This is a genomic window from Petrotoga sp. 8T1HF07.NaAc.6.1 (assembly GCF_016772115.1).
Taxonomy (GTDB): Bacteria; Thermotogota; Thermotogae; order Petrotogales; family Petrotogaceae; genus Petrotoga; species Petrotoga mobilis.
Window position 1 is genome coordinate 107,315 of sequence record NZ_AUPG01000006.1, and the last position, 25,225, is coordinate 132,539.

The following is a 25,225-nucleotide window of genomic DNA, read 5'->3' on the forward strand; positions in this document are numbered from 1 at the left end:
AAAATCACCTACTATTCCATTAATTCTAAAGTACCATATTTTTTGTAATAATTAACCAAACCCCCACTTTGTAAAATCTTTAGCATCACTTTGGGGAGAGATTTAATCTTCAAAATTTCATCTTTGGTAAGATTCTTAACTACACCTTTTTCTAGATCAACAGTCAATAAATCACCTTCATCTATATTATCAGTTGGAACTTCAACTAAAGGTAAGCCAATATTTATGGAATTTCTATAAAATATTCGGGCGAAAGATGTTGCTATAACAGCACTTATACCAGCATGTTTTATCACTAAAGGAGCTTGTTCCCTAGAAGAACCACAACCAAAATTTTCTCCTGCAACAATGAAATCACCTTTTTTGATTTCATTATAAAAATTTGGCCTTAGATCCTCCATCAAATGAACAGATAATTCATCCATATCGATGGTATTGAATTTGTATTTTCCAGAAATAATGTAGTCGGTGTTCACATCATCACCAAATTTATGAGAATAACCTTTTAATTCCATTATTTATCCTCCCGTTCTAAAAATTAACTTTCACAAATATTTTCGGGGATCCGCTATTTTTCCCTCAATACAAGAAGCCGCCACTGTGGCAGGTGATCCCAAATAGATGAAAGCTTTGTTGTTTCCCATTCTTCCTTTGAAGTTTCTATTTGCTGTAGAAATTACATTCTCGCCATCTGAAGGTACTCCATTATGTGTACCCACACAAGGCCCACAGCCTGGGGCAACTACTGTAGCTCCAGCTTGAATTAAAGTTTGAATTATTCCCTCATTCATAGCTTTTAATAAAGTATCTTTAGATGCAGGAGCCACAATAAGTCTAACACCCTTATGGATTTTTCTGCCTTTTAAGATATTCGCAGCTATTCTTAGATCTTCAATTCTTCCGTTAGTGCACGTACCTAACAAACCTTGATGTATAGGAATACCTTCAACTTCACTAATTGGACTAACATTATCAACGGCATGGGGTTTGGCAACTTGAGGTTCCAAATCGCTGACATCAAATTTGTATATCTTTTCATAATTTGCACCTTCGTCTGATTCGTAACTTTTAAATGGTTTATCAGTTCTTTCTTTTATCCAATTTTCAGCTTTTTCATCAAGTTTCATCAAACCGACTTTGGCTCCCATTTCCACTGACATATTAGAAATGGTAAATCTTGCCTCAACCGATAAATTATCAATAACTGGGCCCTCAAACTCTACAGCCTTGTAAGTTGCTCCATTGGCGGTCATATTCTTTATAACATACAACGCAACGTCCTTAGAATAAATACCTTTTGAAAGAGAACCTTCTAAAACAATTTTTATACTTTGTGGTACCTTAAACCATAACTTACCACTCGCCATAGCAATAGCCAAATCTGTTGAACCGACACCCGTTGAGAAACAATTAAGGGCACCATAAGTACACGTGTGAGAATCAGCCCCTATTACGATCTGTCCAGGTAGGGCATGCCCTTTTTCGGGCATTAGTTGATGACATATGCCCTCACCGATATCGTAAAACTTGGTACCGTAATTGCTACTAAAATCTCTCATCAATTTATGTAACGCAGAAACCTTTTCACTTGGACTGGGAGCGTTGTGATCTATTACAAAGGCTACTTTTTCAGGGTAGGCAACCTTTTTAGCTCCAACATTTTCAAACGTCTTAATAGCTAATGGAGTGGTTCCATCTTGCCCCATCATGAAATCAACATCAACTATGACTATTTCCCCCGCTTCAACATCTCTTCCCAAATGATCACTGAATATCTTTTCAGATATTGTTTTGTAAGTTGACATCCTTTATCTTTTCCTCCCTCATTTCGTTGTAAAGATAGATTAACTCTTTATCGAATAAGCTTCTTTTGAGTTGAACAGATAGGGATCTTACCCTTTTTAAAATCTCTTCTCCTTCTTCAGGAGTTAAATCTATTTCGTATTCTTTGAATTTTGCAATAATAGCGTTCCTCCCGGAATGTTTTCCAATAAGTATCTGTCTTTGTAATCCTACTTCTTCAGGAGTGAAGGATTCATATGTTTTGGAGTCCTTTAATACACCGTCTGTATGAATGCCAGACTCGTGAGCAAAAACATTATGGCCTACGATTGTTTTTGATAAAGGAAGAACTCTTCCTGACGCCTTAGCAACGTATTCACAAACTTCTTTTAGTAAGTGAGTTTTTATTCCCAAATCATTTTTGTAAATGTATTTAAGAGCCATCACCACTTCCTCTAAAGCTGCATTACCTGCTCTTTCTCCTAACCCATTTACCGTAACACCTGCGTACTTAGCACCCGCTCTTATTCCTGCCAATGTATTAGCTGTAGCTAAGCCAAAATCGTTGTGAGTATGCATTTCAACATTTATACCAACTTCGTCTATTATTCTTCTGATATGTTCGTAGATGGAAAATGGTTCCATCATGCCAACGGTGTCACAGTATCTTAACCTATCCGCTCCTGCCTCTTTAGCCTCTTTGGCAAACTTTATAAGAAAATCCATATCACTTCTAGAGGCATCTTCAGCGTTTACAGACACGTACAAATTGTGTTTTTTGGCAAATTTTGTGGCATCTACCATGCTTTTTAATACCCAATCCCTATCTTTCTTTAATTTATGTTTGATGTGAATATCTGAAGTGGAAATAGAAATGGCAACCGCATCAACCCCACAATCAATAGATTCTTCAACATCCTTTATAACTGCTCTATTCCAGCCCATAATTGATACACCTAAGTCTAATTTACTTATCTTTTTTATGGCTTCCTTTTCATCTCCACCCATCGTGGGAATCCCGGCTTCGATCTGATAAACCCCTAACTCTGCTAACATCTTTGCTATTTGGACCTTTTCTTCATTTGCAAATACTACCCCGGCAGTTTGCTCGCCATCTCTTAAAGTTGTATCAACTATATATACGTTACTCACGTTCTTTTGTACGTTCTTCTTTCCTTTAGATTTAGAAGAATCGTACCCTCCCTCCTTTCAATTTTAGTGTCTATTGTAACTCTAGACTTACATCAAGGTCCTTAAATTTTTCTTAATTATACATTAATTTCAAAAAAATATCAAGTTCATGGAAAAATTCTTATTATGTCAAGACCTTTATTTTCAGGCAGTCCAAACATTAAATTCATATTTTGTACCGCCTGGCCACTGGCTCCCTTCATTAAATTATCAATCACAGACATGATTATCAAAGTATTTGTATGTTCGGCCATTTCAAAACCTATTTGACAGAAATTAGAGCCAGCAACACTTTTAGTAGATGGATACTTTCCAGGTTTAAGAATTTTTATAAAATAATCGTTTTTATAAAATTCTTGGTAAAGATCGTAGACTTCTTTTAGGGTTATATCTGATTTCAAATTACAATAAATCGTACTTAAAATTCCCCTTGTCATTGGAACTAGATGTGGAGTGAAAACAACTTTCACCTCTTGTTCCATTATTTTTGATAGCTCTTGCTCTATTTCTGGAATATGTCTATGTTTAGCAACGTTATACGGTTTAGTATTTTCATTACATTCTGAATATAGGTTACTAAATTTAGGTTCATGACCTGCACCCGATACACCAGATTTACTGTCAATAATTATGTTTTTATCTGTCACAACTCTATTTTTTAAAACAGGGGCAAGTGCCAAAATCACACTAGTTGGATAACAACCGGGATTTCCGATAATTTGTGCATTTTTAATCTTTTCCCTATATAACTCTGTTAATCCATAGACTTTATTGTATTTATCATATTCTATTTGTTCTATGTCTTCGTTTGAACCATACCAATTTTTGAAAATATTAAAGTCATCAAAACGAAATGCTGAACCTAGATCTATCAATCTCTTACCTGCATCCACTACCATCTTACCGATTTCGAAAGTTAGTTCGTGAGGTAAAGTTGAAAATATAATATCGCAAGTAACAACCGCTTTTTTAAAATCATCACCCTCTAATATCAGATCACAAAATCCGTCGAGACCTGGATAAACTTCCGAAATTAATTGGGATTCAAAGTGTTTTGATGACAGATAAGTTATCTTAGCATTTGGGTGTTTTGAAAGAATTCTGATTAATTCAATACCAGTGTATCCTGTTGCCCCAAGTATACCTACATTCATACATCTTCCTCCCATCTGGCTGCCCCAATTGTTTTACGGCTTTTTAGAATATTTCTTACATTTAAAGCTTCATATACATCCTCATCTATCGACTGACAAAAATTTTTAAATTCTGAAATATTCAACTCTTCTAATGGAACCTTTTTTGTTATAGCATACGCAACTAATTTTCCAACTATATCGTGAGCGGTTCTAAAAGGGATCCCTTTTTTTACCAAATAATCTGCCAAATCCGTTGCATTGAGATAACCAAATTTTACAGCCTCTTCCATTTTTTCTTCGTTCACACGCATCGTTTTCAACATACCTATAAATACCTTTAAACAAACTTTTAATGTATCAACTGTATCAAACAGTGGTTCTTTATCTTCTTGCATATCTTTGTTATACGCAAGGGGTAAACCTTTCATAGTTGTTAAAAGGCTAAGCAAATTTCCATATACCCTACCCGTTTTACCCCTGATTAATTCAGCAGAGTCTGGATTTTTCTTTTGTGGCATTATACTACTTCCAGTCGAATATTCATCGCTCAGTTCAACAAAATTGAACTCTTGGCTAGACCAAAGTACTATCTCCTCAGAAAATCTACTCAAATGCATCATTATCAAAGAAGCTATTGATAAAAATTCAACGATGAAATCCCTATCGCTTACTCCGTCAATACTGTTTAGTGAAACCTCTTTAAAGTCTAACAATGAAGCCACATACATTCTATCTATATCGTATGATGTTCCAGCTAAAGCTCCTGAACCTAAAACCAAAACATTCACTCTTTTCAAAGAATCTTTCAACCGTTCTATATCCCTTTTAAACATCTCCACGTAAGCCAACAAATGATGAGAAAATGTGATAGGTTGAGCTCTTTGCATATGTGTGTAACCGGGCATAATTTTGTTTTTGTATTTTTTTGAAAGTTCCACTAAAACGACATTCAATTGTTCTAATAAATCTATAATTTTGAATATTTCATTTCGTAAGTACATCCTTTCATCTGTTGCTATTTGATCGTTCCTACTTCTTGCTGTATGAATCTTTTTGCCCACATCCCCTATCTTTTCAACCAATATTTGCTCTACCAATGTGTGCACATCTTCTACCTTTGGAATCTCTTCAAATTTTTCTTCTTTTATTTCTCTTAACGCCCTTTCAATTTGTTCAAACTCTTCTTCAGAAATAATTTTTGCCTTTTTCAACCCTTCCGCATGGGCTAATGACGCTTCTATATCGTAGGGCAATAATCTGATATCAACATTTATTGACGAATTAAATATTTCCATGTCTTCTGCAATTTTTTCTTTAAACCGACCTCCCCATAATTTCATTGTTCTCCTCCTGCAGTCGTTTTGTCGTATTTTTGATTTTCAACAAAATGCTTCATCTGATAAGCTCTCATCTTCAAAGGTAGTCCAAACAAGTTTATAAAACCTTCTGCATCCTTTTGGTCGTAAATTTTATCTTCTCCAAATGTAGCTAACTCTTCGTTGTATAAGGAATATGGTGAACTTAATCCTGCAGTTATAATATTTCCCTTGTAAAGTTTCAATTTCACAACACCGGTAACCACCTTCTGTGTTTCATCTACAAAAGCATCTAAACTTTCTTTCAACTGAGAGAACCACAATCCATTATAAACAAGATCCGCATACTTTTGTGCCACTAAATCTTTGAATCTTGACGTTTCTTTGTCAAGTACCAAGCTTTCCAGTTCTTTGTGTGCAGTATATAGTAATGTTCCACCTGGAGTTTCATACACACCTCTTGATTTCATTCCAACTAATCGATTTTCTACGATATCTGCAATCCCCACACCATTTATTGATGCAATTTCATTGGCTTTCTTTATCAACTCTACGGGAGAAAGGTCTTCTTCGTTTATCTTCACTGGAATCCCTTTTTCAAATTCTATGGTTACATATTCAGCAACATCGGGGGCTTTTTCGGGTGGAGTAACCATATCGAATAACTCAGCTTTAGGTTCATTCCAAGGATCCTCTAAATCTCCGCCTTCATGGCTTATATGCCATATATTTTTATCTACACTGTATATTTTTTCTTTGGTTATAGATATTGGAATTCCCTTCTTTTGGGCATAGGCAATTTCTTCCTCCCTAGACTTAATTTCCCATATTCTCCAAGGAGCAATAATTTTTATAGAAGGATCTAATGCCTTAATAGATACTTCAAATCTTACTTGATCGTTACCTTTACCCGTACAACCATGAGCAATAACATTTGCACCTTCTTTTTGGGCAATCTCAACTAGTTTTTTTGCCATTAGAGGTCTTGCAAAGGATGTTCCCAACAAGTATTTACCCTCGTAGATTGCTCCAGCTTTTAAGGTGGGAAAAATATAATCGGTTACAAATTCTTCCACAACATCTTCTACGTAAACCTTACTTGCACCACTTGAAAGAGCTTTTTTCTCGATAACATGTGTTTCTTCTCCTTGACCTACATCAATACATACTGCAATAATTTCACAATTATACTTTTCTTTTAACCATGGTATGATTACAGATGTATCTAACCCTCCTGAATATGCCAATACTACCTTTTCCCCGGTTTTCATAAATAAATCACCTCTTTTTGATATTTGAAAATTTTTTTGTAGATTATGATAATAACCTACGTATTCGTTCAAGGACTGTACATTATTTTTTCCGATTTTGCAATTCTTTGTTGCTTCAATTGATTTTTGAGCTGTTTCCAATGCTGTAAATAGAGGAATGCCGTTTTCTAAAGACGTTCTTCTTAATTTGAATCCAAAGTTGGATACGTTTTTACCTTTTGTAGGTAAATTAATAACCATTGAAAAATAACCTTTCTTTACTAACTCTAATGATTTTTGGTGATCTATCTCTTTTATTGTAATATCCATCAATTTGAAGGCTTCTGCTGTCCCAGTAGTTCCCCACAATTCGTATCCACAGCTTTGAAGATATTTAACAAAACTTTTACTTCCACTCACTTCTTTTTCTGGAAATGATAATAGTACATTACCCGTAGAAGGAACATCCAAATGAGCACTTTTAAAAGCCTTATACATCGCATTATGATAGTCGAAATCGATGCCAAGAGTTTCCCCTGTAGATTTCATCTCTGCACCTAAGGCAACTTCAACACCTGGCAATTTTTCTAATGAAAATATTGGCGCTTTAACCACCGTATATGGGATTTTTAGATAAAAAGGTTCATAATACCCAAGTTCTTTCAAGTTATTACCTAACGCAATTTCAACTGCCAGTTTTATCATTGGAATTCCTGTTACTTTACTGATTATCGGAACCGTTCTTGAAGCCCTAGGATTCACTTCAATAACGTAAACTTTTCCCTCTTTCACGATAAATTGAATGTTTATTAAACCCTTAACTTTCACCGCTTTGGATATTTTTTCAACGTATCTCACAATTTCTTTCTCTTCTAATTCTGACAAGGTTTTGGCAGGAAATACGGCAAAACTGTCACCTGAATGAATTCCCGCTTTTTCAATATGTTCCATTATTCCAGGAATTAATACATTTTCTCCATCAGAGACGGCATCAACTTCAACTTCTACTCCTTCTATGTATTCATCTATTAGAACTGGTCTATTGGGTGATAAGTCTAAAGCATGTGATAAGTACTCGAATAATTCATCTTCGGAATTAACCTTTTCAATAGATTGTCCTCCAATCACATAAGAGGGTCTAACTAAAAGAGGAAACCCTAAACGCTTAGCAATTTCTCTAGCTTCATCAAATGAAGTAACGTACCCACCACGAGGCTGATTGATCTCCAACTCTTTTAGCAACAGTGAAAATCTTTTTCTATCTTCACACAAATCAATATGCTCATATGATGTTCCCAAGATTTTGATTCCATGTCTTTCAAGTTCTTCACCTAGATTTAAAGCTGTTTGCCCTCCAAACATGACCATTGTCCCCATTGGATCTTCTTTTTCTATGATATTCAAAACATCTTCTTGAGTAAGGGGTTCGAAGTACAATCTATCACCTGTATCAAAATCTGTACTGACGGTTTCAGGATTGTTGTTTATGATGATTGATTTGATACATTTTTCTTTTAATGCCCATAGAGCTTTAACTGTACAATAATCAAACTCCACCCCTTGTCCGATCCTTATCGGTCCTCCACCTATAACTATGACTTTTTTTATGTCCTTGTGAACCTCTATTTCGTCCTCTTCACCATAAGTTGAGTAGAGATATTGTGTTACTGAATCAAACTCCGCTGCACATGTGTCAACCATTTTGTATGACGGAGTAATAGCATAGGTTTTTCTCAATTCTCTAACTTGATCTTCTTGTAACCCGTTTAATTCAGATATTTCTTGGTCTGAAAAGCCAAGACCCTTTGCTTCAAGTAATAGGTCGTAATTCAATTGGGAGAATCTAATAGTATTTTCAAAATCGACGATGTTTTTTATTTTTTCTAAAAACCATTCGTCTATGAAGGTTAATCTATGAATATCAAAAACCTTATAACCTCTTCTAAGTGCTTCGGCAATATGAAACAATCTTTTTTCGTTCGGAATTTGTAAATGTTCTACTAATTCTTCATCGCTCTCTTTTTGAACCTCTTTAATTCTCAAGCCTTTAATTTTCATATCAAGAGAGCGTACCGCCTTTAATAAAGAACTTTCAAAGGTACGTCCAATAGCCATCGTTTCACCAGTGGATTTCATTTGTGTACCTATCTTTTTATCAGCTTGATAAAACTTATCAAAAGGCCAGCGGGGGATCTTTGTGACAACATAATCTAAAGATGGTTCAAAAAAAGCTGTTGTTTTTCCAGTAACGGGATTTTTTATCTCATCCAAAGAAAATCCTATTGCGATTTTTGTAGCAATTTTTGCTATAGGATACCCCGTTGCTTTGGACGCTAAGGCACTGGATCTACTCAAACGAGGATTCACTTCAATAACTCGATATTCTTCGTTATAAGGATTGAGGGCAAATTGAATATTGCAAGCACCTTCTATCTTTAAAGCTTTTATTATCTTAATGGATGAGTCCCTTAACATTTGATGTTCTTGATCTGTCAACGTTTGAGAAGGTGCAACAACTATACTATCTCCGGTGTGAATTCCTACAGGATCAAAATTTTCCATATTACATACGGTGATGCAATTATCAAAAGAATCCCTAACCAATTCGTATTCGATCTCTTTCCAACCCAATAAGGATCTTTCTATTAAGACCTCTTTCATCATGCTCTTTTTCAACCCATTCTCTACAAATTCTATTAACTCCTCTTCGTTGTAAGCAAATCCACCACCTGTTCCTCCTAAAGTGTATGCTGGGCGTATTATCAAAGGATACCCAACTTTGTTAGCAAAATTTATGGCTTCGGATACTGTCGACACCGTGAGGCTTTCAGCGATAGGTTCTTCAATTTCTTGCATTTTTCTTTTAAATAATTCTCTACTTTCTGCTATTTTTATGGATTCAACCGATGTTCCCAATTCTTGAATATCGTATTTATCGATAATTCCACTATCCTTTAATTGGATAATTAGATTTAAGGCTGTTTGTCCTCCAAGTGTTCCTAAAATCCCATCCGGTTTTTCTTTTTCTATAATGGAAATTAAAGTATCCATTTCAAGGTTTTCCATATAAACTACATCTGCTATTTCTGTATCAGTCATAATAGTTGCAGGATTGTTGTTTACCAATATTACTTTACATCCTTCTTCTTTTAAAGATTTACAAGCTTGGGTTCCTGAATAATCGAATTCTGCTGCTTGACCTATTATTATTGGTCCAGAACCTATAACTAAAACATTTTTTATTTCACGTTTTTTTGGCATTGTTGACCTCCCCGGAAGTATGCTCTTAGTTTCTATTGATTAAATCTTTGATTTTTCTAAAAATAAAAGTTGTATCGTGAACCCCAGGACCACCTTCTGGATGAAATTGGACAGTAAAAATGGGATACTTTTTGTGCATGATTCCCTCGATACTTTGATCATTCAAATTGATGTAGGTAATTATTACATCTTTGTTTTTCACTGACTCTTTTTCAACCATATAACCGTGGTTTTGAGAAGTGATATAACATTTATTGTTCAACAAATTCATCACAGGATGGTTGGTACCTCGGTGACCAAATTTCATTTTTACAGTGTTAAAACCTAACGCCAAAGAGATTATTTGATGACCCAAACAAATCCCAAAAAGTGGTTTCTCACCTATAAACTCTTTAGCTAAAAGTATGGCTTCTTTTGCCTTTTTTGGATCACCGGGACCGTTGGAGAATAATACTAAATCTGGTTGAACCTTATCTACATCATTTTTAGTACTGTTATATGGAAAAACATAAATATCGTATCCTTCAGATTTGAGCTGGTTCACTATATTTTTCTTAACTCCTAAATCTATCAGGGCTACTTTTGGACCGTTCCCTTGAATTCTATAAATTTCCTTTGTTGAAACACTATCAAGTAAATTCTCATCAGAAGTTGGAACTTCAAAATCCTTCTCGGTGGTTATCACACCATTCATACTACCTTCTATTCTTAACTTTTTCGTAAGGGCCCTCGTATCTACTTTACTTAAAATAGGTACTTCATGTTGGTCTAAATAATCTAAAAGTGAATACTGAGATGTGTGATGAGAGGGAAATTGACAGTAATCTTTAACTATCAAACCTTTGATGGGGGGTCTTTTTGACTGTAAATTCTCTAAATTTACACCATAATTTCCTATCAATGGATAGGTCATTACCAGTATTTCTCCTGCATAAGATGGATCCGTTATTGATTCCTCGTATCCAGTCATAGACGTGTTAAAGACAACTTCGCCTTGTCCAAAATCTTTTTTACTGATAATTTCTCCTTCAAAAATGGTAGAATCATTTAACTTTATAAATCCTTTCATCTTAATACCCCATTTCTAAAAAAACTTCTTCGAGAATATTCATACCCTTGGCTATCTCTTCTTTTGTGATTATAAGAGGAGGGACGAATCTTAAAACATTGTGATTTAAAAGATTTATCAAAAGTCCTTTTTCCATAGCTTTTTTTACTATATCACTGCCATCTTCTATGTCTAACTTGACTCCGATCATCAAACCTTTTCCCTTAACTTTGTCAATTATTGAATGTTTTTCCTTCATTGCTAATAATTGATTTTTGAAAAATTCACCATTTTCTTTCACCATATTCAGAAAAGATTCTTGTGCAACGTTTTTCATCACAGCCATGCCAACTGCACAGGCTAACGGGTTCCCACCAAATGTTGATCCATGATCCCCTGGTGTAAATACGTCAGCTTTTTCATTCACAACAAGCACACCGATAGGGAAACCACCACCTAAGGCTTTTGCAAGGGTCATCACATCGGGTACCACTCCAGAATGTTCATAGGCAAAAAGTTTTCCAGTTCTTCCTATCCCTGTTTGGACTTCGTCAAAAATCAAAAGAAGGTCGTTCTCATCACAAAGTTTTCTAACTTGTTGAAGATATTCATTTTTTGCTTCGTTTATTCCCCCTTCACCTTGGATAACCTCCAACATTACAGCACATGTATTTTTATCAACAGCCGACTTTAGTGAATTTATATCGTTGTACTCTACGCTTTCAAATCCTTCCAATAGAGGTTCGAAATTCTTGTGATATTTTGGCTGGGCTGTTGCCGTCAATGCACCGTAGGTTCTTCCATGAAATGAGTTCTTTGCCGTGATAATTTTGTATCTTTGCCCATTGTATTTAGTGTTTCCATATTTTCTTGCTAACTTAATCGCAGCTTCGTTCGCTTCTGTTCCACTGTTGCAAAAAAAGGCACTTTTCCCAAAAGATTTTTCACAAATCATCTTGGCTAACTGTACTTGATTACCATTCCAATAGAGGTTAGAAACATGAACTAATTTGTCAACTTGAGATTTCACTGCTTCTACAATTACGGGGTGAGAATGGCCCAAAACATTGACAGCGATCCCAGCAACAAAATCTAAGTATTCTTTACCGTTTTCATCCCACACCTTTGTACCTTTCCCTTGTACCAAAGTTATTGGAAATCTTGAGTAAGTATTCATTACATACTTTTTATCTTCAGAGATTATCATTATCGTATACCTCCTTCGCTATCATTGTTCCCACACCTTTGTCTGTGTAGATTTCTAAAAGTAAGGCATGGGGAATTCTTCCATCTATTATATGTGCCCTTTTTACTCCATCTTCTAAGGCTTGGATACAACATTTTAACTTAGGAATCATACCGCCAGTGATAAATTGAGAATTCAATAAGTCTTTTGCTTCTCGATATGACAGTCTTGAAATCACACTTTCTTCATCTTCTTTGTTTTTTAAAACGCCTTCCACATCAGTCAATAAAACAAATTTATCCGCGTTCAAAGAGGAAGCAATTTTACCTGCCGCTATGTCGGCATTAACGTTATAAGTTTTCCAATCTCTTCCAATTGCACAAGGTGCGATGACAGGGATATAATCTTTTTCAATTAAATTCAAAATTACTTCCCTATTTACATTCACTACCTTACCAACGTAACCCAAATCCCCTTGGGACAAATCTTTTTCTGCCAACAATAAATTTGCATCTTTCCCACTTAATCCAACAGCCTTTCCCCCAGTTTTATTTATCAACGATGTAATCTCTTTATTTATCTTACCAACCAACACCATCTCTACTATTTCCATAACTTTTTCATCGGTTACCCTTAATCCATTTACAAATTTTGTTTCTATATTTAAACTCGCAAGCATTTTATTGATATCTGGTCCCCCACCATGAACGATAACAGGATTTAGCCCAACATATTTCATAAGTACGATATCTTCTGCGACCATCGATTTAATTTGTGGATCTTTCATAGCGTTACCACCAAACTTAATAACAGCTATACTTCCCGCAAATTTTTTTATGTAGGGTAATGCTTCAACCAAAACTTCCGCTTTAGATATCTCATCAGAGAACTTTTCAACTTTTATCATGTTCTGTACCCTCCATTTATTTCTACATATTTGTAACTAAGATCACATCCCCAAGAAATAGCACTCTCTTCACCATCTTTTAAATCTACAATAATTTTTAATTCTTTCTTACCTAGAATTTCTTTTGCTTTAACTTCGTTAAAATCTATAAAATGACCATCTTGACAAAGTTGAATCTTTCCCACACAACTTTGAAACCAGACATCTACCTTATCAGGATCAAAGTTTCCACCTGAATAACCAGCGGCTGCCAGCACTCTTCCCCAATTAGCATCCTCTCCATGAATTGCTGTTTTGACTAAATTAGACTTGGCTATAGACCTTGAGATCAATTTAGCATCTTCTTTCGTCTTAGCATTTTTTACTTGTACCTCGAAAAATTTAGTAGCTCCTTCCCCATCCATAACGATTTTTTTAGCTAAATTTTCAACTACTTCATAAAGAGCTTTTTGAAATAAATTGTATTCAGAAGAATCTTCTGTAATTTCTTCGTTTTTTGCTTGCTTATTTGCCAGAATAAGCACCGTATCGTTGGTACTTGTGTCACCATCAACCGTTATTAAATTAAAAGAATTATCTACAGAGTGCTTTAAGGCCTTATTCAAAGCAGATTTAGAAATGTTTGCATCTGTCATGATGAAAGACAACATTGTAGCCATATTGGGATGAATCATACCTGAACCTTTGGCAACCCCGGTTAATGTTATCTTTTTACCCCCAATCACAACTTGTGTAGAATTAATTTTTGGGAAGGTATCTGTAGTCATTATCGCCTGTGCGAAACTTAAAAGATCATCATTTGTTAAATCAATATTTTTTTCAAATGATTCTATGCCGTTTAAAATTTTTTCAATTGGCAATGGAACACCTATAACACCTGTTGAACTTACAAATACATCTTCTGACTTTAAATTTAAGATCTGAGCGGTTTTTTCTGCCATGCTTATCGCATCTGAATATCCTTTTACACCAGTGCAAGCGTTTGCGTTACCACTATTCACAATAACAGCTTGTATTTCGTTATCCTTAATGTTCTCCATACTCAAAATAACTGGAGCCGCTTTAACTTTATTCGTGGTAAAAACGGCTGAGGCATTAGCCTTTTTTTCTGAGTATATCAGTCCTAAATCTTTTTTGAGCTTCTTGATTCCACAGTGAATTCCCCAGACTTTAAAACCCAATGGTAAAACAATACCTTCTTGCATTATTTCCGTACTTTCCATACACTAACCTCCCTCTATTCTTTTGAACTTACTGTCTTTAGAAACTCTAAAAAAAACGGCTACATCTTAAAAGATGTAGCCGCATGGATTAAAAATCAATTAGGAGAGTAACCATCTCCCAACCTCATAAGCACCCATTACCGGTGCTTATGATCCACCGGCTACATGGGCGCCTCCTATTGTTATTTAAATTTATTTGATTATAAGAAATGAAATTTTTTTCACAATTAGTCATAAATTCAAAAAACTCCTTTTGCTAAATTTTAGGGATTATAACATAAAAAAATTGAATTGTCAAATTTATATCAAATTTTTTTTCTTCGCCAGGTTGTATTTCGCAATTCAAGAGTTTTTTCTTTATTTCTTCTAACTTTGCTTTAATTTGAACACCTTCGTATCCTTTATTTAATAAATCTTTCCCTGTGATGGACAGTTTTAATTTCTCGACTTTTATTAGATATTCATAGTATTTTTCTAATAATTCTTCAGAAAGTTTTACAGCCAAGAAAATTAATTGTTCATTTTGAAAACCATAGGTTTTATCATAAAAATACGACAATTTTGATATGTTCTCTTTGTCTTTAAAATCTTTAGAAATTTCACTATATACGTTTTTTACTTGCATTAAATTCTTAATAAAATCTTTTGGTAGTCCATATCTTGCAGTAATTTTCTTGAGAGAATCTTCGGGCGTGTATTGTAGTAGAACGTATAATACTAAGTGAAATAGTCGGACTTTATTCAGATAATTTGGTAAGTTTTTCTTAAAGAATTCTTTAACCTCAAAAAGTTTTTCTAAATCTTTTTCCATTGTGGGAGAGTAATAAGTTGTTTCGAACAAGTGAAAAATTATTTTCAGGCTACCCATTCTTTTTATTGCTTTCATTGGTTCAGGTTCTTCTAGTATTTTTTCAAATTCATCTCTTATTCTCATTCCAGTCACTTTTTCAAAATATCCATTTTCTACAGCTTCTTCCAATTTTGTTAGGGTGTTAGGTTCAATTTCAAAACCAAATCTTTGTTCAAACCTTATAGCTCTCAATATTCTAGTAGGATCTTCGATAAAAGAAAGAGGATAAAGTATTCTGATTTTGCCTTCTTCAAGATCTTTTTTACAATTAAAAAAATCCATCAGTATCCCAAAAGAACCCGAATTAAGCTTTATGGCCATAGCGTTTATAGAGAAATCCCTTCTATATAAATCTTTTTTAATAGTTGATAATTCAACCTTGGGAAGTTCTCCTGCTTCTTCGTAATATTCTGTTCGGGCAGTTGCAATATCAATCCTTATTATCTTATTTTCCCCATTTTTATAAAAAATTGAGCAGGTGTGAAATTTGGGGTGTTCAACATATTTTGCCCTTAATTGTTTAGCAACGTATCTTCCAAATAATAAGCCATCTCCTTCTACTACCACATCTAAGTCGTAAGGTATGGCCTTTTTCGAACCGTATGATTTTGAGCGAATCGCTAGCAAAAGATCTCTGACAAATCCTCCTACTATATAGACGTTTAACCCTAGCTCATTGCCATACAAGCCAATAAGTTTTAGAAGATTAAGAATAGATATCGGTAGAATTTTTTCCATTTCTTCTTTTAGATTTTGCGATTTATACTTTTCTTCTAATATTGGGCTAAGTGAAAAATTAAAAACTCCGTTAGTAGCCCTTAAAAGATCAGTTCTAGTTATTATGCCAACAAGTATTCCATCTTTTAAAACAGGAATCCTTCCAATGTCTGCTTCTGCCATGATCCTTCTTACTTGAGTCAACGAAGTTTCTACATCAACAACCTTTAAGTTAGTGCTCATTATAGCTTTAACAGGGGCATTTTTTAAACCATGTTTCATTGCTTTTTCTATGTCTTTTTTAGTTACAATACCCACTAATTTATTATCAGAAATTACAGGAAGGCCTGAATGTCCTGTTTGAAACATCAATTCATGAGCTCTTTCCACTGTTTCAAATGATAATATGGTTCTTACAGGAGATGACATAATATGTTTTGCTTTTAAAACTGGGGTAAAAGAGGAGCTTAGCTCTTTTTTAATCTTGTCAATAACCTCTTCTATCCTAAGACCTTTTATTTTAGCTGAACCAGCTTTTTTATGACCTCCACCGCCAAATAAAGATAGAATTTTATTTAAATCTATTTCTTCGATCCTTGATCTTGCAACTATATGTATGCTTTTTCCCATTTTTACAACAATAAACAAAACATCTGGAGTTAGAGTCTCAAACAATTTGTGGGTTATAACGTTTAACCCGCCTATAAATTTGTCGATCTCAGAATAAGTAATATGTATTGTTATTTCCTCCAAGGTAAGCTCTTGAACATTGTTATAGAGTTTGTCAAAAAGTTCTTTTTGTTCTTTTGTCATTTCCAATGAGACAAACTCTTCTACTTCTTCTATCCTCGCACCACCTTTTAATAGCTCTGCAGAGATTTGATGATCTAATGGCGTTGTTGTAGAATAAACAAAATTTCCTGTATCTTCATGGATTGCTATTAAAAAAAGAGTTTCATAGGTATCAGGAAGAACTATTTTGGTTTCTAATAATTTTTGAACAATTAGCGTTGTGGCGCTTCCTACCTCTTTAGAATAATTATTACCTTTGATATTTTGCTCCTTTAACTCAGGATGATGATCATATATGTCAACTTCTGTTCCCTGTTCAATTAGAGATTTGATAAATTCTGGAATTCTATTGATATCTGCAGTATCCACAATAACAACTTTTTCGACCTTGTGGTTTTTTATTTCTTCTTGATACTCTTTTATAAAATTATTTTCTTTTTCGTATTGAATATCATATATATTCAAAAATTCCTTAAGATTTTGCTGAGGTTCTCCTTCAAGCACAATAATAGAGTCTTCATATATTAATGATGCCGCAACACAACCAGCAAAACCATCAAAATCTGCATTTTTATGCGTAGTTATTATAATTTTAGGAACCAAAATAAATTCTCCCTTGGATTCAATCCATTATTTAAAAATGTGTTGAATGTTTCTATTTTACTTCAATCTAATTTGCTGATAAATTCCCTTTCTATAAACTCGAAACCTTTTTCCCAAAAATCTTTATTTGAGATATCAATCCCAATTTTTTTCAACAATTCTTTCGGGGAATCTTTTGCACCACTTCTAAGCAACTCTTTGTATTTTGGTGCAAAAGATTTTCCTTCAACTTTGTATTGCTGGTACAAAGCTAAGACTAATAAATTAGCAAAATTGTATGCGTATACGTAAAAAGGTGTTCTATGGATATGAGGTATGCTTGCCCATTCATAATAATACTCTTGTGGTATTATTACTGAATCACCAAACATAATTTCTAATTCTTTTTTATACAGTTCTGCAAGTTCTTTCCAACTTGCGCTTCCATTTTGTTCTATCAAATTGTGAGATGATATTTCGAATCTAGCAATCATATTTTGCCTGAACATTGTCGAAAACATTCCTTCAACATTCGATGCAAGATAAGCCGTCCTTTCCTCTTCAGAAAGGGTGGGTAGTATTTTATCAATCACCAACATCTCACCAAACACAGAAGCAACTTCTGCCATCGTTAAAGGAGGGTGATAATTCCAAATGTTTTGTTCAGAGGCTAAAGTTCCATGTATCCCATGTCCTAGCTCATGCGCCAAAGTGCTTACATCGGCAAGGGTTCCAGTAAAATTTAATAAAATAAAAGGTTTTCTATTTGGAAGTGCATAAGAAGTGTAAGCTCCTCCCCTTTTACCTTTTCTTATTTCAGAATCTATTCTTTTTTCTTTAAAGAAAGACTCAGCAATTTCTCCAATTTCTTCATCAAACTCGTAATACGAATCTAAAACAATCTTCTGTGCCTCTTCAAAAGTATATTCTTTTTGTACTTTTGCCAAAGGCGCATAGATATCGGCAAGAGTTTGTTCTATCCCTAACCTTTTACCTTTCCATCTGTAATATTGGTGAACCATGGGCGTCCTGTCAGTTGTGACCTTTATAACGGTTTCCACAATTTCATCTTCAACTTCGTTGTTAAAGTTTCTCATAGAAATCGGCTCTTTGTAATTCCTCAAACTAGCCTCTGTGTCGTAATTTTTTACGATAGAATTGTATATTTTTTCGAATAGGAGGCTATCTTCGTCGTACTTTTTAAAGAATTCTTTCATTGCTTGTCGTCTTAAATTTACATCAGGTTTTCTTCTTAAACTCCTTACTTGCGGATCGGTTAATTCTTTAAGTTCACCATCGATCTCTAACTTGAAAGTATAAGAACTTGTTAACCGACCATATAATTCTTCAAAGCCTCCCCGTGATGAGTTGTACATAGCGGCTAACACCTTTTCAGCATCTTCACTCAATATATGGCTTTTTGATTTAATAAGCTTTTGAAGCACATGGGTGTAATCTTTCAATTCCTCGGCATACATCAATTCGTTAAGCTTTTTTTCATTTTGCTTCAATAACCTCGGCTTCCAAAATGATGATTCCATTTCTATTTTTGAATCGTAATCTTTAGCCATCGCATAGAGTTTTTGAGCAGTTTCGTCTTGGGTGTTGGAATCATAAAGCAAGTGACAATACTGGTAAGTAAAATTATGCATTTTTAAAACTTTCTCAAACTCTTGGAAAAAGTTCTTCAATTCGTGGGGAGTCAGCGAAGGGTTCGACAGTTTGTCATAGTACTGTTGATATAATTTTTTGATTTGCCTTAAGCTTTCTTCGAAATCTTCTTTAATTTGTGAGTCTTCGGGTGAGGAATAAAAAAATGTTAAATCCCATCTAGACAAAACGTTTCATCTCCCTTCTATATATAATGCTTCTGTATGATCTTTCTAGCTTGGTCTTCATCTTTTTCCATAGCGCCAATTAATTCTTGTTCATTATCAAATTTTACTTCATCTCGTAAAAAATCTATTACTTCTAAAACTATATAATCACCATATAGATCACCAAAAAAATCCAAAAAATAGACTTCAACTTTTGGAGTCTTTTTGTATTCATCAAAAGTTGGTCTTAAGCCAACGTTCATTAGGCCCCACAAAAAACCCGATCGACCTCTTACATATCCTTTCACAATGTAAACACCAAATTTTGGCAATAAGATCTCCTCTTTTTCCCAAACGTTAATATTTGCAGTTGGAAATCCAAGCTTAAATCCTACATGTCTATCTTCATAGACTGTACCTTCAAGAGTCCATGGCCTTCCAAGCATTCCATTTGCTGTCTTAATATTACCTAATTTTAACTCTCTTTTTATAGCTGAAGAACTAACCCTGTTTCCTTGACTTTTTAAATCTTTCAGCACTTTGACTACTAATCCTTTGCTTTGACTAACAGCTTGTAAATATTCTACATTGCCTAATGCATTTTTCCCAAAAGTAAAATCTTCACCACAAACTATTGCTTTTACTCCTTTTTTCATCAATTCCTCAAGATATTGTTCATGGGGTAATCCCCATACTTCTTCTAAATCTTTAACTTCAACTTTAAATCCAATATCTTCGCAAATTTGTTTCCTTCGCCAACTAGGTAGAATGAGACCTTCAAACCCTCCTAGATGCTTTTCAGGAGGGTATCTGAACATCAAAACCAAGGGTTCAAACCTTAAGTTATTCGCGAGTTGGAGAGTGTTTTTCAATATATACTGATGGCCCTTGTGTACACCATCAAAGATCCCAATTGTGAGTGCATACAATTTTATGTCACCTCGTACAGAATTTTATATATTTTTACTATCCTATCGTTCCTTTCTTCTTCTTTAAGAAGGGTTCTTAAAAATGTCGATTTTTTTTCAGCCCTACCTATTCCTAAAAAACATTCTTTTTCGTCGTATATTTTAACGTAATCATTTTTATTGAAATTAGAAAATTCTAAAACATTATCTTTATAAATTTGCTGCCCTTTAATGACTAGTTGCCCGTTATTAATCTTAACGTAAGGAAGATCTAAAGCCTCATCCATTTTTAACATTTTTTCCAGTGAAACCTCTTCTAACAAAATGCTATCTTTTAATTCAAACTTACCACTTTTCACTCTACAAAGTTCTTTGGTAACGGCTCCACATCCTAAAGCATATCCTATATCCATGATTAATGATCTTATATAAGTTCCCGAACTTACTTCTACAAAGAAACTAAATTCTTGTCCTTCTTGTGAAAAATTTGAAAGCTGATATATTTTTACTTTTTTTGGAGGAAGATTAATTATTTTACCTTCACGGGCATATTCATAAAGCTTTTTACCTTTATATTTTTTGGCTGAATAGGCAGGAGGAACTTGTAGATATTCCCCCACAAAAGAAAAACATATGTCTTTCAAATTAGAGATGTGTTGCTGAGTAACTATGTTCTTTTCCTGTATTTTCCCTTCTATATCAAAAGTATCTGTGATGATTCCCAATTCAGCTTTTACATAGTATGTCTTTTTTTCGTTTTGAAAAAATTCTAACAATTTTGTAGCTTTATTTACTCCTACAACTAGTACTCCCGTAGCAAAGGGATCTAGAGTTCCAGCATGACCAATTTTCTGTAAGCCAAACTTTTTTCTAAGAATATTGATTACATCATGAGAAGTAATACCCTTTGGCTTGTTGATTACTAAAAAACCACTTTTCATTTCCCTTCCTCGTTTTTCTCTATTTTCTCTATTAGTTTATTTATTCTAATACTTGCTTCAATACCTTCGTCTTTATGAAACCTTACCTCGGGAACCTTGAACATTTTAATATTTTTTGCGATAAGAGTTCTAAACATACCCTTTGCGTTGTTTAGAATATTAATGATGGTATCAATATCTTCATCAAGAGATGAAACATATACATCTAAATAAGATTTATCTTTTGATAAACGTACCATATTTATGTCAATAAATTTGTCTTTTAATCTAGGATCCTTTAATTGAGAAAAACCTTGGGTAATTAATTTTTTCATTTCAGACTCAAGCATTTCTCTTCTATACTGAGCCATCAGATGTCACCTCCAGATCATCGAACACTTCTTTCATGTTAGTAAATTCAGGGGACCTTTTAATTATATCTTTGAATTCTTCAAAATAACTGGCATACTTATTATAATTTAATCCCAAAAAGTTCCAAATTTTTAAATCAACCTCAGGAATATCGAAGCATCCTGAATAGCCGTAAAAATATAAATTAGTAGTTATATTCGCAACATTTACAATATACAATAATTTTTTTGCTTCTTCATTACTAGACTCCAAAGGATTATCATGGTATGTAGCAGTTTCTATGACTAAGTCTGACATATTCCAATTTTCAAAAAGCTTCCTTCCAATCTGTTGATGCGAATAAGTTGATAACAAATTTTCCGCCTGAAAAAAAGAAATTTTTTCGTGTTGAGCAACTTTAATGACCATCTCAAAAACATCCGGCATAATATGTGCCATCACTACCTTACTAAGATCATGCAGAACACCACACATAAAGGCTTCTTCTTTATCTGGGGAATTAAGATATTTTGCTAAAAGTTCTGAGGCGACGCCAGTTGAGATCAAATGAACCCAAAAATGCTGTGTATTGAAAAAAGGTATATCTTGGGAAAAATAATTCTCGACAGTAAAAATACTTAAAGCTAAATTTCTAACCGTTTTGAAACCAAGCAGATTTATCGCTTGCGTAAGTTTCGTTACTCTCTTTGGTAGTGCATAATAAGCAGAATTAGATAATCTTAAAATCTTTGCAGTTAAAGCAGGTGATTGAACGATCATATTATGCAAGTCATTTATATCCGCTTCGGGATCGTTGGCTATGTTAATAATCCTTTGTACAATAAAATCAGGCGTTGGTAATTCTTTAATTTTTTTGGTGATCTCTTGAATATCCATTTCGTTCATTATATCAGTTCCTTCCATCAAGTTCTAATTCACTTTTTTGTTGTTTGTTATTCATAACAAATCTTTAAGAAGTAACGCGGAAATAGAAAAATAAAAAAACATACTTAGTATATCCATCAAAGTAGAAATAAATGGTCCAGAGATCAAAGCAGGATCTAAATGTATCTTTTTGGCAAGAAAAGGTAGTATGGCTCCTAAAAGATTTGAAATCATAACTACTATAATTATAGATAAAGATAAACTCAACATAATCAATGGTTCTCTAGTATTCACTATTGACCGTAAAAACATGATTATTCCTAAAATTATACCTAAAATTACACCAGAAAACAACTCTTTTCCTAATACCTTTTTAAAATCATCCTCTTCAATATCTCCAACTGCCATTGACCTAATTACTATAGCGGACATTTGACTCCCAGTATTTCCTCCTATAGCGTTAATAGTTGGCATAAATGCTGCTAATACAGTAATTTTCTGTAAGACATCTGAAAATCCCTCAATTACAAAGACAGCGATACTCTCAAAAAGTAGCAAGGCACCAAGCCAAATTACTCTGCTTTTAACCAGCCCCCAAATGGAAGTATGAAAATAAGAAGTCTCTGTTACTCCTACTGCTGCCATTTTTTGGATATCTTCTGTGGCTGATTCTTCTAAAACATCCACGATATCGTCAATGGTTATTATTCCTACCAACCTTTTTTCACTATCTGTAACAGGAATAGCTAAAAGATCATAATCTTGCATGATCCTTGCGACTTCTTCTTCATCATCGTAAACGGTTGAATAGATAGGATTTTCATTCATTATATTTTTTATAATCTCATTTTCTTCTGAAAAAATCAAGTCTTTTAATTCTACTGTACCTTTCAATTTTCTGGTGTTATCTATCACAAACAAAGTATAGATAGTCTCTTTTTTATTGCCTTCATTTCTAATATGCTGAAGCGCTTCTTTTACGGTCATATTTTCTTTAAGATCCAAAAAATTTGGGTTCATTATCCTTCCTGCAGAATATTCAGGATAATTAAGAAGAATAAGAGTATATTGCCTCTCTTCATTGGAAAGATGACCAAGTAAACGTTTAACTACATTCGCAGGAAGTTCTTCTAGCAAATCAGCTCTATCATCTGGTTCCATATTTTCTATTATTTCTTTCAACTTATCTTCTTTAAAAAGAGAAAGTAATTCCATTTGATCATCTTTCTCTAACTGAGAAAAAACTTCTGCAGCGGTGTCTTTAGGCAAAAATCTGAAAACAACAATTTTTTCATCGTGAGGTAATTCTTCAATCATCTCTACTATTTTTGCGGGTTCTTGTTCTTTTAACAACTCTTTTAGAAGTTTAAACTCCTTTTCGTTTATTAATTTTTTTATATCAACTTTTACTTCAACCTTCAATTTTACTCCTCCTTTCAATCATTACGGTGGTAGATCGAGAAATTCACAGAAACTACCGTGACTATCCATATTTGCATCTCCTTTCTAGCCGATAATTTTACGCTTCTTCAGGCTCTTTTACAAAATAGAAAAGTATTCCTCCAATGATAAACAAAAAGAGCAAGCTTGCAACTCCCCATCTAGAACTCTTCCCAATTTGTGTGAAGATCCCTACTAAAAAGGGCCCCAAAATTGCTGAAAATTTTCCAAATATATTGTAGAACCCAAAATACTCTGCAGATCGATCCTTTGGTATCATGCGACCATAAAGTGACCTGCTAAGAGCTTGAATCCCACCTTGAGAAGATGCTACTAACATAGCTAATATCCAAAATTGGACAATGGTTTCTAAGAAAAAAGCAAAAACAGTGATAAAAGTATAGACAAAAATTGCAAAATATATCAAATTTTTTGTAGAAAATCTCTTGGATAATCTTCCATACAACAAGGCAAACGGAAAAGCTACTATTTGTATCACCAAAAAAGCGACCAGCAAATCGTTGGCGTTAAGTCCAACATCAAGTCCGTAAGAAGAAGACATCCTTATTATTGTATCCACTCCATCTATATAGAAAAAATATGCCAATAAAAAGAGAAAAACATTTTTGTTGCCTTTCATATTCTTTAAAAATTGCGAGAGCCTTTTAAAAGAATCTTTTATTGGAGTTTTCGTTTTTTCTACATAGTATGTTTGCTTAACATTTTTCATGATTGGGATTGAAAAAACAAACCACCACACTGCAGTGATAACAAATGCCAACTTTGTTGCTGCAGTAGTAGATTTAAGGCCGATTAATGAAGGATTCAAGATAAAAATAAGTCCAATTAAAAATGGTATAGTACTACCTATATAACCCCATCCAAAACCGCTAGATGATACCCAATTCATACGTTCTTTTGAAGTTACATCCGTTAAAAAGGAATCGTAGAAAACATTGGCTCCAGAGAATCCTATGCTTGATAAAACATATAACACTAAGGCAAAAAACCATTGTCCTTCTTGAATCAATGACAAAGAAGCTGTAAACACAACACCCATCAAAAGAAAGAAAAGCAAGAACCTTTTTTTATAATCCTTATAATCAGCTAATGTCCCTAAAATTGGTGCCAAAATTGCCACTATCAAAGTTGCTATAGTAGATGAATAACCCCAATAAGCAGTCGATAAATAATCTGGCATGTGAGCAGCGGCATAATCCTTAAAGAATATTGGTAACAGTGCGGTGGTTATAGCAACTGAATACGCGGAATTCGCCCAATCGTACAAAATCCAACTTCTTTCTTCTTTTGTCAACTTTGCCCTCCCCCTTATTTATTATCTTTTTCATCATCATTAATGAATAGATCTAAAGGATCTTCATAATAATTTTCCATCGCTGATAAAATTTCACCGATCTGAGCAAAGTACTCATCAACGTCTTTTTCATCGTAGATTCCTCTTAAGAATTCTTCCAACTTTTCTAAATCTACTTCAGGATTTTCCTCAATGTACTTTTCTGCACTTTTGATTATTTCTTCCATAAAAATCACCTCCTTTCACTATATGCATAAATTATAACAAACTTTTATCAACTTTTTTTAAATTTTAATAAAATATAATAAAACAAAAAGATTGGGTAAAAATACCCAACCATTTAAAGAT

Annotated in this window: 19 protein-coding genes; all 19 read right to left on the reverse strand. The window is 33.9% G+C overall.

Annotated elements, in window-relative coordinates:
- Positions 1-11 precede the first annotated feature (11 nt).
- Entirely contained in the window at positions 12-515 is a 504-nt protein-coding gene (locus NAAC61_RS05645) for a 3-isopropylmalate dehydratase small subunit (RefSeq protein WP_103065476.1), read from the reverse strand.
- A 30-nt stretch (positions 516-545) separates the two neighbouring features.
- Positions 546-1,805 (reverse strand): 3-isopropylmalate dehydratase large subunit, encoded by a 1,260-nt coding sequence (locus NAAC61_RS05650; protein WP_012209494.1) that lies wholly within the window; start codon positions 1,803-1,805, stop codon positions 546-548.
- Positions 1,780-2,934: a homocitrate synthase gene (gene nifV / locus NAAC61_RS05655; RefSeq protein ID WP_103065475.1), complete on the reverse strand. Its 1,155-nt coding sequence runs from the start codon at positions 2,932-2,934 to the stop codon at positions 1,780-1,782. Before nifV ends, NAAC61_RS05650 begins: the two co-directional genes overlap by 26 nt.
- A gap of 146 nt (positions 2,935-3,080) precedes the next feature.
- Positions 3,081-4,127 (reverse strand): N-acetyl-gamma-glutamyl-phosphate reductase, encoded by a 1,047-nt coding sequence (argC, locus tag NAAC61_RS05660; RefSeq protein WP_103065474.1) that lies wholly within the window; start codon positions 4,125-4,127, stop codon positions 3,081-3,083.
- Positions 4,124-5,449 carry an argininosuccinate lyase gene (argH, locus tag NAAC61_RS05665; RefSeq protein ID WP_103065473.1) on the reverse strand — a complete coding sequence of 442 codons (1,326 nt, stop codon included), beginning with the start codon at positions 5,447-5,449 and terminating at the stop codon, positions 4,124-4,126. The genes argC and argH overlap by 4 nt, the downstream gene beginning before the upstream one ends.
- On the reverse strand, positions 5,446-9,936 hold the full coding sequence (gene carB / locus NAAC61_RS05675) for a carbamoyl-phosphate synthase (glutamine-hydrolyzing) large subunit (RefSeq protein ID WP_237729786.1): 4,491 nt from the start codon (positions 9,934-9,936) through the stop codon (positions 5,446-5,448). The genes argH and carB overlap by 4 nt, the downstream gene beginning before the upstream one ends.
- 25 nt (positions 9,937-9,961) lie before the next feature.
- A complete protein-coding gene (gene carA / locus NAAC61_RS05680) occupies positions 9,962-11,005 on the reverse strand; it encodes a glutamine-hydrolyzing carbamoyl-phosphate synthase small subunit (RefSeq protein WP_012209489.1) in 1,044 nt (347 codons plus the stop codon).
- A gap of 1 nt (position 11,006) precedes the next feature.
- Entirely contained in the window at positions 11,007-12,191 is a 1,185-nt protein-coding gene (locus NAAC61_RS05685) for an acetylornithine transaminase (RefSeq protein ID WP_103065471.1), read from the reverse strand.
- The gene (gene argB, locus NAAC61_RS05690) at positions 12,178-13,077 is read right to left on the reverse strand and encodes an acetylglutamate kinase (protein WP_012209487.1); all 900 of its coding nucleotides are present in this window, start codon (positions 13,075-13,077) and stop codon (positions 12,178-12,180) included. Before argB ends, NAAC61_RS05685 begins: the two co-directional genes overlap by 14 nt.
- On the reverse strand, positions 13,074-14,270 hold the full coding sequence (gene argJ, locus NAAC61_RS05695; RefSeq protein ID WP_369973685.1) for a bifunctional glutamate N-acetyltransferase/amino-acid acetyltransferase ArgJ: 1,197 nt from the start codon (positions 14,268-14,270) through the stop codon (positions 13,074-13,076). Before argJ ends, argB begins: the two co-directional genes overlap by 4 nt.
- Before the next feature lie 286 nt (positions 14,271-14,556).
- Complete coding sequence (locus NAAC61_RS05700; protein ID WP_202695477.1) at positions 14,557-17,262, reverse strand: CBS domain-containing protein; 2,706 nt, start codon at positions 17,260-17,262, stop codon at positions 14,557-14,559.
- 62 nt (positions 17,263-17,324) lie between these two features.
- Positions 17,325-19,079, reverse strand: a complete 1,755-nt coding sequence (locus NAAC61_RS05705) for a M3 family oligoendopeptidase (RefSeq protein ID WP_202695478.1) — start codon at positions 19,077-19,079, stop codon at positions 17,325-17,327.
- 17 nt (positions 19,080-19,096) lie between these two features.
- Entirely contained in the window at positions 19,097-19,987 is an 891-nt protein-coding gene (gene ribF, locus NAAC61_RS05710) for a riboflavin biosynthesis protein RibF (RefSeq protein WP_012209483.1), read from the reverse strand.
- Positions 19,988-19,989: 2 nt separating this feature from the next.
- Positions 19,990-20,907, reverse strand: coding sequence for a tRNA pseudouridine(55) synthase TruB (gene truB, locus NAAC61_RS05715; RefSeq protein WP_012209482.1), 918 nt, complete (start codon positions 20,905-20,907; stop codon positions 19,990-19,992).
- Complete coding sequence (gene rbfA / locus NAAC61_RS05720) at positions 20,904-21,257, reverse strand: 30S ribosome-binding factor RbfA (protein ID WP_012209481.1); 354 nt, start codon at positions 21,255-21,257, stop codon at positions 20,904-20,906. Before rbfA ends, truB begins: the two co-directional genes overlap by 4 nt.
- Positions 21,244-22,143 (reverse strand): HDOD domain-containing protein, encoded by a 900-nt coding sequence (locus tag NAAC61_RS05725; protein WP_158245208.1) that lies wholly within the window; start codon positions 22,141-22,143, stop codon positions 21,244-21,246. Before NAAC61_RS05725 ends, rbfA begins: the two co-directional genes overlap by 14 nt.
- A 51-nt stretch (positions 22,144-22,194) precedes the next feature.
- Positions 22,195-23,544 carry a magnesium transporter gene (mgtE, locus tag NAAC61_RS05730; RefSeq protein WP_202695479.1) on the reverse strand — a complete coding sequence of 450 codons (1,350 nt, stop codon included), beginning with the start codon at positions 23,542-23,544 and terminating at the stop codon, positions 22,195-22,197.
- A 97-nt stretch (positions 23,545-23,641) separates the two neighbouring features.
- Complete coding sequence (locus tag NAAC61_RS05735) at positions 23,642-24,895, reverse strand: MFS transporter (protein ID WP_369973684.1); 1,254 nt, start codon at positions 24,893-24,895, stop codon at positions 23,642-23,644.
- On the reverse strand, positions 24,892-25,104 hold the full coding sequence (locus NAAC61_RS05740) for a hypothetical protein (RefSeq protein ID WP_012209478.1): 213 nt from the start codon (positions 25,102-25,104) through the stop codon (positions 24,892-24,894). Before NAAC61_RS05740 ends, NAAC61_RS05735 begins: the two co-directional genes overlap by 4 nt.
- Positions 25,105-25,225: the final 121 nt, after the last annotated feature.

Excerpts from the sequence above, each read along its gene's own strand:
- argC (WP_103065474.1), bottom strand. The coding sequence starts at position 4,127 with ATGAATGTAGGTATACTTGGGGCAACAGGATACACTGGTATTGAATTA.
- NAAC61_RS05685 (WP_103065471.1), bottom strand. The coding sequence starts at position 12,191 with ATGATAATCTCTGAAGATAAAAAGTATGTAATGAATACTTACTCAAGA.
- truB (WP_012209482.1), bottom strand. The coding sequence starts at position 20,907 with ATGAAAAGTGGTTTTTTAGTAATCAACAAGCCAAAGGGTATTACTTCT.
- NAAC61_RS05650 (WP_012209494.1), bottom strand. The coding sequence starts at position 1,805 with ATGTCAACTTACAAAACAATATCTGAAAAGATATTCAGTGATCATTTG.
- carA (WP_012209489.1), bottom strand. The coding sequence starts at position 11,005 with ATGAAAGGATTTATAAAGTTAAATGATTCTACCATTTTTGAAGGAGAA.
- rbfA (WP_012209481.1), bottom strand. The coding sequence starts at position 21,257 with ATGGCTCAGTATAGAAGAGAAATGCTTGAGTCTGAAATGAAAAAATTA.
- carB (WP_237729786.1), bottom strand. The coding sequence starts at position 9,936 with ATGCCAAAAAAACGTGAAATAAAAAATGTTTTAGTTATAGGTTCTGGA.
- NAAC61_RS05740 (WP_012209478.1), bottom strand. The coding sequence starts at position 25,104 with ATGGAAGAAATAATCAAAAGTGCAGAAAAGTACATTGAGGAAAATCCT.
- NAAC61_RS05725 (WP_158245208.1), bottom strand. The coding sequence starts at position 22,143 with ATGAACGAAATGGATATTCAAGAGATCACCAAAAAAATTAAAGAATTA.
- argB (WP_012209487.1), bottom strand. The coding sequence starts at position 13,077 with ATGATAAAAGTTGAAAAGTTCTCTGATGAGATATCTAAAGCGGAAGTT.
- NAAC61_RS05645 (WP_103065476.1), bottom strand. The coding sequence starts at position 515 with ATGGAATTAAAAGGTTATTCTCATAAATTTGGTGATGATGTGAACACC.
- argH (WP_103065473.1), bottom strand. The coding sequence starts at position 5,449 with ATGAAATTATGGGGAGGTCGGTTTAAAGAAAAAATTGCAGAAGACATG.